The organism is Vibrio sp. 9-16B-A1, from assembly GCF_056726165.1.
The window spans coordinates 146,876-159,687 of the sequence record NZ_JBSDZD010000002.1 but is presented as its reverse complement, the minus strand read 5'-3'; the positions used below and the strand labels follow the sequence as shown (position 1 = coordinate 159,687).

General features: G+C 53.1%; 13 protein-coding genes. 5 read left to right on the top strand and 8 right to left on the bottom strand.

Going from position 1 to position 12,812, the window contains the following annotated elements; genetic code table 11:
* Window positions 1-4: 4 nt before the first annotated feature.
* A complete protein-coding gene (locus ACVB80_RS04415) occupies window positions 5-1,621 on the bottom strand; it encodes an anthranilate synthase component 1 (RefSeq protein WP_481080060.1) in 1,617 nt (538 codons plus the stop codon).
* A 304-nt stretch (window positions 1,622-1,925) separates the two neighbouring features.
* On the opposite strand from ACVB80_RS04415, the gene rnm reads away from it, so the two are divergent.
* The 3 genes from rnm (at window position 1,926) to rluB (ending at window position 4,476) form a co-directional block, all read left to right on the top strand.
* The gene (gene rnm / locus ACVB80_RS04410) at window positions 1,926-2,825 is read left to right on the top strand and encodes an RNase RNM (RefSeq protein WP_481080059.1); all 900 of its coding nucleotides are present in this window, start codon (window positions 1,926-1,928) and stop codon (window positions 2,823-2,825) included.
* Window position 2,826: 1 nt separating this feature from the next.
* Entirely contained in the window at window positions 2,827-3,447 is a 621-nt protein-coding gene (locus ACVB80_RS04405; RefSeq protein ID WP_481080058.1) for an L-threonylcarbamoyladenylate synthase, read from the top strand.
* A 108-nt stretch (window positions 3,448-3,555) separates the two neighbouring features.
* Window positions 3,556-4,476, top strand: coding sequence for a 23S rRNA pseudouridine(2605) synthase RluB (gene rluB, locus ACVB80_RS04400; RefSeq protein ID WP_481080057.1), 921 nt, complete (start codon window positions 3,556-3,558; stop codon window positions 4,474-4,476).
* A gap of 70 nt (window positions 4,477-4,546) precedes the next feature.
* Here the strand turns inward: rluB and ACVB80_RS04395 are convergent, their stop codons facing one another.
* The 3 genes from ACVB80_RS04395 to efpL all read right to left on the bottom strand — a co-directional run bounded on the left by ACVB80_RS04395 (window position 4,547) and on the right by efpL (window position 5,823).
* Window positions 4,547-4,720, bottom strand: a complete 174-nt coding sequence (locus ACVB80_RS04395) for a hypothetical protein (RefSeq protein ID WP_481080056.1) — start codon at window positions 4,718-4,720, stop codon at window positions 4,547-4,549.
* 211 nt (window positions 4,721-4,931) lie between these two features.
* Window positions 4,932-5,252, bottom strand: coding sequence for an HI1450 family dsDNA-mimic protein (locus ACVB80_RS04390; protein ID WP_481080055.1), 321 nt, complete (start codon window positions 5,250-5,252; stop codon window positions 4,932-4,934).
* Window positions 5,253-5,256: 4 nt separating this feature from the next.
* Window positions 5,257-5,823: an elongation factor P-like protein EfpL gene (gene efpL, locus ACVB80_RS04385; RefSeq protein WP_481080054.1), complete on the bottom strand. Its 567-nt coding sequence runs from the start codon at window positions 5,821-5,823 to the stop codon at window positions 5,257-5,259.
* 131 nt (window positions 5,824-5,954) lie between these two features.
* Between efpL and ACVB80_RS04380 the strand changes: the two genes are divergently transcribed.
* Window positions 5,955-6,725, top strand: a complete 771-nt coding sequence (locus ACVB80_RS04380; RefSeq protein ID WP_481080053.1) for a nucleotidyltransferase domain-containing protein — start codon at window positions 5,955-5,957, stop codon at window positions 6,723-6,725.
* Window positions 6,726-6,763: 38 nt separating this feature from the next.
* On the opposite strand, the gene ACVB80_RS04375 is transcribed toward ACVB80_RS04380, so the two are convergent.
* The 4 genes from ACVB80_RS04375 to ACVB80_RS04360 all read right to left on the bottom strand — a co-directional run bounded on the left by ACVB80_RS04375 (window position 6,764) and on the right by ACVB80_RS04360 (window position 11,738).
* The gene (locus tag ACVB80_RS04375; RefSeq protein ID WP_481080052.1) at window positions 6,764-7,813 is read right to left on the bottom strand and encodes a succinylglutamate desuccinylase/aspartoacylase family protein; all 1,050 of its coding nucleotides are present in this window, start codon (window positions 7,811-7,813) and stop codon (window positions 6,764-6,766) included.
* Window positions 7,779-8,696, bottom strand: a complete 918-nt coding sequence (gene rimK / locus ACVB80_RS04370) for a 30S ribosomal protein S6--L-glutamate ligase (protein WP_481080051.1) — start codon at window positions 8,694-8,696, stop codon at window positions 7,779-7,781. The genes ACVB80_RS04375 and rimK overlap by 35 nt, the downstream gene beginning before the upstream one ends.
* A gap of 4 nt (window positions 8,697-8,700) precedes the next feature.
* Entirely contained in the window at window positions 8,701-9,129 is a 429-nt protein-coding gene (locus ACVB80_RS04365) for an ATP-dependent zinc protease family protein (RefSeq protein WP_481080050.1), read from the bottom strand.
* 245 nt (window positions 9,130-9,374) lie between these two features.
* Complete coding sequence (locus ACVB80_RS04360; protein WP_481080049.1) at window positions 9,375-11,738, bottom strand: DNA polymerase II; 2,364 nt, start codon at window positions 11,736-11,738, stop codon at window positions 9,375-9,377.
* A gap of 429 nt (window positions 11,739-12,167) precedes the next feature.
* Here ACVB80_RS04360 and uvrY point away from each other — a divergent pair, with 429 nt between their 5' ends.
* Entirely contained in the window at window positions 12,168-12,812 is a 645-nt protein-coding gene (gene uvrY, locus ACVB80_RS04355; RefSeq protein WP_481080048.1) for a UvrY/SirA/GacA family response regulator transcription factor, read from the top strand.

Sequence of the window (12,812 nt, the reverse complement as noted above, 5' to 3'; positions counted from 1 at the left end):
GTCGTTACTCCGTATGCGCAAGTTTAATCGCGTTGATAACGGCCTGAGCCTTACCGCGCGTTTCATCGGCTTCTGCCTGAGGGTCAGAATCGAACACCACACCGGCACCGGCCTGAACCTGTGCCACGCCGTCTTCTACATAAGCAGAGCGGATAACGATACATGAGTCCAGGTCACCTTCGCCGGTCAGATAGCCGACGGCGCCGCCGTAACTGCCACGACGAGCCTGTTCCACATCACGGATAAGCTGCATCGCGCGGATTTTTGGCGCGCCGGTCAGGGTGCCCATATTCATACAGGCCTGATAAGCGTGCAGGGCGTCCAGATCGCCGCGCAGCTGACCAACCACCCGGGATACCAGGTGCATGACGTGGCTGTAGCGATCCACTTTAAGCAGGTCGGCCACATGGCGGCTGCCCGGCTCTGAGATACGGGCAACGTCGTTACGGGCCAGGTCTACCAGCATCATGTGCTCAGCGTTTTCTTTGGTGTCGCTGCGCAGTTCCAGTTCAATGCGGCTGTCGAGATCAAAGTCGATTTCGCCGTTCGGGCGTTTACCGCGATGACGGGTACCGGCAATCGGGTAAATCTCAATCTGGTTGCTGTCGGTATCGTATTTCAGCGCGCTTTCCGGTGATGCGCCAAACAGGGTAAAGCGCTCATCGTGCATGTAGAACATATACGGGCTTGGGTTGCTGTGCTTGAGTGCTTTGTACGCTGAAAGCGGTGCCGGGCACGGCAGGGTAAAGCGGCGTGAAGGCACCACCTGGAAGATGTCGCCTTTGACCACGTACTCTTTCAGATCCCGTACGATCTGGCAGAAGTCTTTATCGCTGATGTTGGTCTGTGGTTCGATGGCGTCAAACTTTGGTGCGGCTTCCAGCGGTGCCGGAGCCTGACAGGCATCTGAAATGTCGGCCAGGCGCTGGTTCAGCTGCTGGGCAATTTCTGCGTTGCCGTCAAACTGGGTTGCCTGAACGTCGGCGCGCTGGTTCTGGTGGTCGATGACCATCAGGGTTTCGGCAACGTAAAATACGTAATCCGGGCAGCGGTTGCCCTCTGTGACTTCTCCCAGTGGCTCGAAGTTAGCCACAAGGTCGTAGGCAAACAGGCCACCGATAAACAGATCAAAGCGGGCATTGTCTGTCAGGTCAAAGCTGTGCTGAACCAGGCGCAGGGCGTCAAAGCTTGATGCTTCACGCAGGCGGCTGTCTTCATCGAGTGTGCTGTCCGGGTCCGGGAAGTGGATGGTAAAGCCATCATCGCTCTCTGAGCTGGTCACGTCCTTAACCAGATTTTGTTTCAGACGGGCAAGCAGCTGGTGGCCGTTGTCTGTCAGTGCTTCGAAGCGTACATCATGACCAAAGCACTCAATTCGCATTGCTGCATCAATCAGCAAAAAGCTTTTAATGTTTTCCTTGGAATCGATCTCGGCCGACTCAAGCAGCAGGCTGTTGGCTTTGTCGCCACACACCGCCTGGAAGATACGGGTCGGATCATCGCTGTAAGGCACATCGAGATGATGGAGGCTCAGCCTGCCCTGGTTCTTAATACTAATGGTCTTGTTCACAAGACCTCCTTGTTGATGCATTTCTTTAATTCCTGCGCTACATACTCGCACAATCATCCGGCCAGCCCAATGAAAGCAAACGTTTTTTTGCTGGATTTTTACGCGGTTGAATGTGAGGTAACCGACAAAATAAAAAGCCCGCTTATTAAGCGGGCTGTATGAAGCTGATTCTGTAAAATCACACTGACACCGAAGCCCGCCATCGCTCAGACCATACGCGCCACCATGCCTCAGTGATAACCACTGACAGTTTGGTGTTATGTTGAAGGTCTGAATGCTGTAACATGAACTGATATCCGTGTTTGTATTTGCGTACTAGTTAACTAGTACAGGAAGGAAAAGTCAAGCCCAAATTATGCGAATTGATCTGCACAGTCACACCACCGCCTCCGATGGCCGTTTTACCCCTGAGCAATTGATAGACAGAGCCGTGCAGTTTAATCTGGATGTGCTGGCTGTTACGGACCACGACACCGTAGCAGGTCTGCCGGTTGCTCATGACTATATTGCTGAGCAGGGGCTGGATCTTATCCTGCTCAACGGCATCGAGATCTCCACCGTCTGGCAAAACAAAGACATTCATGTCGTCGGGCTTAATATCGACCCACAAAACACAGCACTTCAGTCACTGATCCACGCCCAGCAACAGCGAAGGGTGGAACGCTCTGAGCTGATGGCGACCCGGCTGGAAAAATCGCTGCGGGTGGAAGGCATTATTGAAGAAGTCAGGGCACTGGCCGGTGATGCGCCGGTCACCCGGGCTCACTTTGCTAAATGGCTGGTGGATAATGGCCACGCCAAAGGCATGCAGCAGGTATTTAAGAAGTTTCTGACCCGCAATAATCCGGGTTATGTGCCGCCGAACTGGTGCACCATTGAGGGCGCGGTCAGTACGATTCATGCTGCCGGAGGCGTCGCTGTTCTGGCTCATCCCGGGCGTTATCAGCTCACGGCCAAGTGGACTAAACGCCTGATACAGGCCTTCTGCGACGCCGGTGGTGATGCCATGGAAGTTGCCCAGCCCCAGCAGGCGCAACAAGAAAGGCGCAATCTGGCTGATTATGCTATACAATACAAACTATTAGCCTCCCAAGGTTCTGATTTTCATTATCCCTCTCCGTGGATGGAGCTGGGACGTAATCTGTGGCTCCCCGCTGGTGCGGAGCCGGTATGGAAAGATTGGGGGCTGGAGCTGCGCGTAAAAAGCAAGAACGAACCGGCGCAGCCCGGGCAGCCTGATCTAAGTGAGGAATAACATGAGTCAATTTTTCTACATTCACCCGGAAAACCCTCAGGCGCGGCTGATCACTCAGGCCGTGGCGATCATCCGTAATGGCGGGGTAGTGGTTTATCCGACCGATTCGGGTTACGCGCTCGGCTGTCAGTTGGAAAATAAGCAGGCGCTGGAGCGCATCTGCCGTATCCGCAGGCTGGATGATAAGCACAATTTTACTTTGCTGTGCCGCGACCTTTCTGAGCTGTCACTGTATGCACGCGTGGATAACGGCGCGTTCCGTCTGCTGAAAAACAACACGCCGGGGCCTTACACCTTTATCTTCAAAGGGACCAAAGAGGTACCGCGCCGCCTGATGAACTCTAAGCGTAAGACCATTGGTATCCGGGTTCCGGACAACAGAATCGCGCTGGACCTGCTTGAAGCGCTGGGCGAGCCTCTGATGTCAACGTCGCTTATCCTGCCGGGCAGTGATGTGACCGAATCTGACCCGGAAGAGATCCGCGATAAACTGGAGCACGCGGTGGACGCGATCCTGAACGGCGGCTACCTGGGCGAGCAGCCAACCACAGTGATTGACTTCAGTGATGACGAAGCCGTTATCGCCCGTGTTGGCGCTGGTGATCCTTCACCTTTTGAGTAAATTTCTGCTGACCAGACAAGGTTTTTTTGCCATAATACGCGGCCGCCAGTTTGGGCGGTAACCCCCGTTTAGATTCGACGTCTGTGAAGACGACAAATAGGTAAGGTAATGAGCGAAAAGTTACAGAAAGTATTAGCACGTGCAGGCCATGGCTCCAGACGTGAAATTGAATCCCTCATCCGCGCCGGACGCGTCAGTGTTGACGGTCAGGTAGCGAAACTGGGTGAGCGCCTGGAAGATGACAATGCGACCGTTCGCATTGACGGCCACACTGTTTCTGTAAAAGCGTCAGAAGAAGTGGTATGTCGCGTATTGGCATACTACAAACCAGAAGGTGAACTGTGTACGCGTCACGACCCTGAAGGTCGTCGTACCGTTTTCGACCGTCTGCCAAAAATCCGTGGTGCCCGCTGGGTATCCGTTGGTCGTCTGGATGCCAACACATCTGGCCTGCTGCTGTTCACTACTGATGGTGAACTGGCAAACCGTCTGATGCACCCGTCCCGTCAGGTTGAGCGTGAGTACCTGGTGCGTGTATTTGGTGAAGTGAACGAAGAGAAAGTTCGTAACCTGGTACGCGGCGTGAAACTGGAAGACGGCATGGCCCGTTTTGAAGACGTGGTTTACGCCGGCGGTGAGGGTATGAACCATACTTTCTACGTGGCGATCAACGAAGGCCGTAACCGTGAAGTACGTCGTCTGTGGGAATCACAGGAGTGTACGGTAAGCCGTCTGAAGCGTGTTCGTTACGGTGACATCTTCCTCGATAAAAAACTGCCACGCGGTGGCTGGATGGAGCTGTCTCTTAAAGAGGTGAACTACCTGCGTGAGATGGTAGAACTGCGTCCGGAGAAAAACTCATTTATTGATGTAAACGGCTCTAACACGTCACGCAAGCGTGAGCGTTCCCGCAGCCAGAAGATCCGTCGTGCGGTGAAGCGTCACGAAGAGCGCGTGAGCAATCCCGGTGGTGGCCGTGCCAATGCACGCCGCAAGCCAAAACCAGGCGGCAGCCGTAACCGCAAGTAATCGGCAACAGAATCAAAAAAGCCTTCCTTTCGGAAGGCTTTTTTATATCAATTGTTCCCCTAACCCTTTTCTAATGCACTGCCCGGAGCAGGGCGTCCAGTTCCTCCTGAGTAACGAGTTCGCGTTGGTTGCGGACTGGTCTGGTATTACTGACGGTTTTTAACTGCGCAAGCAGATTTACTTTCTGGCCATAGGTCATGTCATCAACCGAGTCCAGAATACGCTGAAATTCTGTTTTGTTCATAATCACCCCCAAATAAGCGTTGACCGCTGTGGTCATAAAGAGTGTTCAGCGCTTATATGATACTTGTTGCTATTTTTGGTGGCAATGGAGCGACGGGAAAGGTATGAGAGGAAGTGTTAAAGCGTGATCCTGGTAACGGAAATCCAGGGAAAGTTCTCTGAGCTGCCGTAATCCCCAAGAAGAAGAGGACAGCTCAGAGAGAAGAGCGCACTTAATCGCGCTTCCACAGCATGTGGCAGAACTTATGATCCGGGTCACGGCTGATCAGCATACGGGCGAACACATCGTCCAGCTCATCGTTTTCTTCGTTGACCAGGCCGATACGCACTTCAGCGTAGGTTTCTTTGTCGACTTCAAAACCTACATGTGAAGCCCAGTCATCGCCGGTTTCGACGATCTCAGCAGCGCCGCGGTCATCAAACTGAGCGGTGAACAGGATCACATCGGCCGGCTCCAGGTTGTCTGGTGCCATTTCAAGGAAGATGTCGTAAGCCGCTTCGATTACGTCGTCGTATGAAATCAATTCAGACATAGGATTAAGCCCGGCTCATGTATTTGCGTTCGGTGGTGTTTACCACGATGCGGTCACCGGTTGCGATGTATTCCGGTACCTGAACGACAAGGCCGGTTGCAAAACGTGCTGGTTTGGTGCGCGCAGAGGCAGAAGCGCCTTTGATTGAAGGATCAGTCTCTTCGATCACCAGTTCAACAGAAGAAGGCAGTTCAAGACCTGCCGCCTGGCCGTTGATCAGCATAACCATCAGGCCCTGGGTCTCTTCAGTGATGAACAGCAGCTCATCTTCGATCTCGTCCTGCTTGAATACGAACTGGCTGTAATCTTCGTTGTCCATGAAGATGTACTCATCGCCGTCAACGTAAGAGAATGCAACCGCACGTTTGGTCATATCAACGGTTTCTACCACGTCATCTGACTTGTAACGCTCGTCAGCGCGGGCGCCGGTTGCCAGGTCAGTACAACGCAGTTTGTAGATTTTTGCGCCGCCACGTCCACCAGGAGTGGTGATTTCGATATCTTTGATTAACAGAGTCTTGCCATTCGATTCAATCGCAAAACCTTTTTTAAGTTCACTTGCCTTTGGCATGGTTTATTTCCTGGTTAGTTTTAACGCCAAGAAATTACCACGATCTGAAGAAAAACCAAACCCTTGATTGAAGATAAAAGCTGAGACAAACTAGGCGCTCCAGCAGAGATTAAGGTTGTTTGACCGCGACTATGACAGCACTACCCAGGATTCACCCCGCCGAACCGTTTCAGGCCGAATTTGAACCGGTTATTTCCCAGTTAAAGCAGTACCTCGTGAAGGGGCTTGGCACCAATTTGCAGAGCGTATATCTGTTTGGCAGTGTGGCAAGAAAAAGTGCCCGGCCGGGTAAGTCAAATCTCGATGTGGTGATCCTCACCTACAGGCCTTTCTCTTCTCAGGAGCAAAGCCTGCTTAACACCATTAAAATGCAGTTCTCCCGCCGCTTCCCTCAGATCAGGGGGATTTCGTTTCAACACGGGGTGGTAGATGATGTGCTCAGCCTGGAAGGCATTTTTACCTGGGGCTTTATGCTTAGCCATTGTTGCGTCTGTATTCAGGGGGAAGACCTTTCTGACCGGTTTGGTGATTTTGAGCCAAGCTGGGAGATTGCCAAACACTGGAACATGGACGTGGAAGAGTGGCTGAAACACTACCGGGCGAAAATCGTCAAAGCGGAGTCGCTGCCGGAGCAGGTAAGGGCGCAGCAGGCGATCGCTAAGAAGCTGCTTCGGGCCAGCTATTCGCTGATCATGCATAAAGATAAGCAGTGGATTGAAGACCCGGTAGCCTGCGGCAAGACCTTTCTGCGTTATTATCCGGCAAAGCGTCCCGATATTGAGCGGCTGGTGATCCTGCTGACAGGCAAGCCGGTGCCCAAGCGTTCAGCTATTGGCATTCTGGATGATTTTGGCCGTTGGCTGGTGAAAGCCTACCAGCGTACTGAGTTTCGGATTGGATAGGCCTGCTGCAGGGGGTTGCAGCAGGATTTTGAGAGGGATTACAGAGGAGATGCTGTGGTCAGCACAGCGTTGTCCAGCTCATTCACTTCATCAATGTAAAGGACAACGGATTCTCCGGCCTGTTCGGTTTTACTGCCAAAGTAAGCCAGGTGAAATACAGCTTCACCCTCATTGACCAGCGGCAGGGTTTGCTGACCAATCACGATGCCGTCTTTTGGCGAGAGGATTTCACTCTCTTCATTGCCCGCCGGTGACCGGATATAGCCCAGCACCTGGCCTTTAGTCACTTTATCTCCCAGACTCACCTGACAGTGCAAAATGCCGTTGGCGTTCGCGCGGATCCAGCTGGTGGTGTTGGCAATAACCGGGTCTGGCAGTGCTTTGCGGCTGGCGCGCAGCATGCCAATTGCCCGCATCACCTGTTTTATCCCAATCACACCCGCGGTGATCGAAATGGGCTCAAAGCGCAGCGCCTCCCCTGCCTCGTAGGTCAGGGTCGGAATGCCGAGGTATTCGGCCTCACTGCGCAGTGAGCCATCGCGAAGCGGCGCATCGACAATCACGGGGGTGTTGAATGCTTTGGCGATGCGCAGCGTTTCCGGGTTGTCCAGATTGGCTCTTATCTGGGGTAAATTGGTCCGGTGGATCGCGCCGGTGTGCAGGTCGATAATGTAATCACACCGTCTGGCTATCTGATTAAAGAAGCTGTGCGCGATCCGCGAGCCCAGTGAGCCGCTTTCGCTGCCGGGAAAGCAGCGGTTCAGGTCACGGCGGTCCGGCAGATATCGGGATTTATGGATAAAGCCAAATACGTTCACCACCGGCACGGCGATAATGGTGCCGCGCAGACGCGCTGGGTCGATGGTCTGACACATCTGACGAACGATTTCGACGCCATTGAGCTCATCACCGTGAATTGCTGCGTTAAGCAACAGCACCGGCCCTGCATGTTTTCCATGCAGGACTTCGACTGAGATGGACAGCGGCGACTGGTTATACAGCAGGGCTGTCGGCATTTCAAACTGACAGCGGCTGCCCGGTGCTATCTGGTGTTCAAGCAGCTGAAACGGTGAGTTTCTCTTTGCCATTTTTTGCTCCCAACACTTTCTTTTCGATATGTTCTATGATCATACCTGCTACATCCTTGCCTGTTGCCGCTTCAATACCTTCCAGACCCGGCGAGGAGTTGACTTCCATCACCAGTGGGCCGCGGTTTGAACGCAGCAGATCCACACCAGCCACACTCAGTCCCATCGCTTTGGCTGCCGCAACAGCGGTCTTGCGTTCCTGCGGAGTGATCTTGACCAGGGTTGCGCTGCCGCCACGGTGCAGGTTGGAGCGAAACTCGCCTTCTGCGCCCTGACGCTTCATTGCGGCGATCACTTTGTCACCAATTACGAAGCAGCGGATATCCGCACCATCGGCTTCTTTGATGAACTCCTGTACCATGATGTTGGCTTTCAGGCCCATAAAGGCTTCGATTACGCTCTCGGCTGCTTTGCGGGTTTCCGCCAGTACCACGCCGATGCCCTGAGTGCCTTCCAGCAGTTTGATCACCACAGGAGCCCCACCGACCATATCCAGCAGATCTTTCACATCATCCGGACGGCTGGCAAAGCCGGTGACCGGCATACCAATCCCGCGACGGGAGAGGATCTGCATTGAGCGCAGTTTATCCCGTGAACGGGAGATAGCGATCGACTCGTTTATGGTGTACACGCCCATGGTTTCAAACTGGCGCAGTACTGCGGTGCCGTAGAAAGTGACAGAGGCACCGATGCGCGGGATCACCGCATCGAAACCGACCAGCTCTTCACCTTTGTAGTGGATCTCTGGCTGGTGGGAGTTAATGTTCATGTAGCAGCGCAGTGCATCAATCACATGCGCCTGGTGGCCACGGGCTTCGCACGCCTCGATCAGGCGGCGGGTTGAGTACAGGGACGCGTTACGCGACAGGATTCCGATTTTCATTCTTTTATTCTTCGCTCATCAGGTAAGAGGCATCCGGGTCTACTACTATTCGGTCAACCATCGCCGTACGCCCCAAAAGCATGCGAAAACGCATGTTTTCTCTGTTAGTCAGGGTGATTTCAATTGGCCAGTTCTGCCCGCCAAGGCTTATCTGACTTTCGATGACATAGCGCAGCTCTTCATGGCCGCCTGAGTCACGCACGATACGCTGATCGATGACCCTGGCTTCGCAGGTGGCTTCCACGCTGTTGTCCTGTTTTGGGTGCATCCAGAAGCGCACCCATAGCTCACTGTTTTGTTCAAATGTCTCCAGCCTGAAGGCATGCAGACAGGATGTCCGGGCTCCCGTATCCACTTTGGCTTTAACATGGGTTAATCCAAGTTCGGGCAGGGTGACCACTTCGCGCCACCCCAGGGTCATTTTGGTATGCATTGTTTTTTATCTCCGGGGTTACCAATTGGCGCGGACTCTAGCAGCGGAGATCGCAAATGTATTGCGAATTAAAATTGTCGGGACGATAAAATTTTTTTGTTGTCAGGAGAGATGGAAGATTATGGGTTGCTGGGTTGCTGGGTTGCTGGGTTGCTGGGTTGCTGGGTTGCTGGGTTGCTGGGTTGCTGGGTTGCTGGGTTGCTGGGTTGCTGGGTTGCTGGGTTGCTGGTGAGGGACGGCTGTCGTCAGAACAGCCCTAACTGAGGTGCGGTCAGTTGCTCAAAATCAAGGCCGATAAACGGCAGGATGGCATCAGCCACCGGTTTGAGTTGCTTGTCGATATAGTGCTGATAGTCGATGCTGCTGGAGAGGTACTCTTTGGGCTCCGGGCCATTTACGGTGATCAGGTACTCGATACGGCCGCGGTTCTGATACTGCAGCGGACGGCCGAGGCGGGCGTTGGTTTCGTCAGCAAGGCGGGCCGCGCGCACCTGTGGCGGAACATTTTTCTGATAGTCGGACAGTTTGCGGCGCAGTCGTTTCTGATACACCAGTTGATCGTCAAAATCACCGGCGCGGGTCTTCTCCACGTAGTCGCGGATATAGTCCCCCGGCTCTTCACCGTGGAAGACCATTTCATACAGTTGCTGCTGAAAAGTCTGGGAAAGGGGGGTCCAGTCGGTGCGCGCGCTTTCAAGGCCTTTGAAGATGATTTTTTCATCGCCCGGTTCGCCAGTCAGGCCGGCGTAACGTTTCTTTGAGCCCGCTTCTGAGCCACGGATAGTCGGCATCAGAAACTTGCAGTAATGGGTTTCGTACTCTATTTCAAGGCACGACTCCAGCCCGAACTCCTCTTTGAGGTGTTCCTGCCACCACAGGTTGATGTGTGTAGTCAGTTCGTTGCCGATTGCATCGGCCTCCTGCTGGCTGTGCGCTTTGGTCAGGGAGACAAAGGTCGAGTCGGTATCACCATAGATAACCTGGTAGCCTTTGGCTTCGATAAGTCTGCGGGTCTGTTTCATGATCTCATGGCCGCGCATGGTAATAGAGGAGGCCAGGCGGGTGTCGAAAAAGCGGCAGCCAGATGAGCCGAGCACACCATAAAAGGAGTTCATGATGATTTTGATCGCCTGTGAGAAGGCTTTCTCGTTGTTGCGTTTAGCCCTGTCCCGAGCCTGCCACAGGTTTCGGATCATCTCGGGCAGGAAGTGGTGTGAGCGGTGGAACTGGCCGCCACGAAAGCCGGCTACCGCACTCTCTGGGGTGTTGCCGGTCTCCTGTTTCAGCCCTTCGACCAGGCCGAGCGGATCAATCAGAAAACTGCGGATAATCGATGGGTAGAGGCTCTTAAAATCCAGTACCAGCACAGAGTCATACAGACCCGGCAGGGAGTCCATCACATAGCCGCCAGGGCTTGCCAGCCAGTTTTCCGGGTGCAGGTTAGGGGCGACATAACCTGCGCGGTGCAGCCTTGGCAGGTAGAGGTTGGTAAAGGCCGCGACAGAGCCGCCGATACGGTCGAGCCCAACTCCGGTCAGCCTGGAGCGTTCAATGGCAAACTCCAGCAGGTGAGTGTGCTTAAATATACGCGTCACCAGTACGCAGTCCTGCAGGTTATATTTGGCCAGCATCGGCTTGTCATCGCGGTACATACGGTTGATTTCATCCATACGGTCATAGACGTTATGGATGGCTTTGCCCTCACCAAGCAGCTCCTGAGCGACAGATTCCAGTGACCAGCTGCGAAAATGGTAAGTGGCGGTTTTCAGGGTATCTATGCCATCGAGTACCACCCGGCCGGGGATGGTGATAAAGCCCTGGTTGGTGTTCGATGACTGACGGAAATGGGCGTTCTGTCCGCCACGGCCCAGTGCCAGCGGCAGTTTGTGCCATTCACAGCGTTTTGCCAGCAGGCGAAAGTCAAAGTCCACTACGTTCCAGCCGATGACAATATCCGGGTCGTAGTGTTCAAACCAGGCGAACAGGGCACTCAGCAGGGCTTTTTCATCGTGCACCCATTCAACCGGGGTTTCTGTTGGTTCGGCTTCACCCACCATGATTACCCGGCTGTCTTTTTCACTGTGCAGGCCAACCGAGTAAAGCACGCCTTTTTCGCTGCATTCAAAATCGAGTGATACGGTGTGCAGGGCGGGAGTGTACTCACTGGCTTTGGCGCGGGCCTGGTCGATACGAATATGGCTGCGGCGCTGGCTTTGGCGTCCGTCAAATGCGATACCGCCCTGAATATAACGCTCCATCAGAAAGCGGTCAGCAAGGCGGATATCGGCTTCATAGTGGGCAATATTATTGCTCTCCAGAATACCCGCCAGCCGGGAGGCGTCACGAATCGAGTGGCAATACACGGCGCAAACCGGCTGTTGGCCAAAGGTGTGCATCTCAAGCGGTTTGAGTTCGGCGTTAATTCCTGCGCTGCCAGCCATATCTTTGGCTTGCAGTTGGTCGTCCTGGTGAATAAAAAACACCGGTTTCTGCTGCGGGATCACCAGCTGACAGGGGCCCTGGTCAGTTGCGGCCCACAGCTCTATCTGAGCCAGTCCTGCTCTGTCTTTTGCCTGCCGGGTAAGAATAAATCCGTTATGAACTGCCACGATGCCTGAGGGGTTTGTCTGGAATGAAGCCCCGATTGTAGCAGAAATTGGCGCCGGTAAACCCAGGTTTGGCGGGATGAAGAATAATTATCCGTGTTCTTATGTGTTTTAGTTCTTTATCAATGTGGTCAATATTGGTTATGCTGACCGTCAGGCCAGTAAAACCGTTACTGATTACGACCGGCGCAGGTGCTGATGGCAGGTACCAGTATCTGGTGTCAAATTGTCAGTCAAAATAACCTGACAGATGCTGTGGTTAAAATTAAATCAGTTACTTACAGGACTCGAAAAAATTGAGATTAGTTGTTGCTAAAGTTTGCTTTACCCCTCAAATTGGGTGTAATTTTTAGTTCTGATTTACGGTATACTGGCAGGTGTTGCGCACTTGCGCAGAAGTAAGAGCCAAATTCTGATTGTGGAGATACAAGTTTGATAAATGTTTTCCTTGTAGATGATCACGAGCTGGTTCGCACAGGGATACGACGTATTATTGAAGACGTCCGTGGTATGAATGTGGCAGGGGAAGCTGACAGCGGTGAAGATGCGGTCAAATGGTGTCGTAGTAACCATGTTGACGTGATCCTGATGGATATGAACATGCCAGGTATTGGCGGTTTGGAGGCCACTAAGAAAATTTTACGTTTTAATCCGGACGTAAAAATCATCGTATTAACAGTTCATACAGAGAATCCGTTCCCGACCAAAGTGATGCAGGCCGGTGCGGCAGGTTATCTGACCAAAGGGGCAGGACCTGATGAGATGGTGAATGCTATTCGTGTGGTGAACTCGGGTCAGCGTTATATTTCACCTGAGATTGCTCAGCAAATGGCGCTTAGCCAGTTCTCTTCAGCATCTGAAAATCCTTTTAAAGAGCTTTCTGAGCGTGAACTGCAGATCATGATGATGATCACTAAAGGGCAGAAAGTGACCGATATTTCCGAGCAACTCAATTTGAGCCCGAAAACGGTCAACAGTTATCGCTATCGTCTGTTTAACAAACTGGACATCAGCGGTGACGTAGAACTGACCCACCTGGCGATCCGTCACGGAATGATTGACACCGAAACCCTGTAA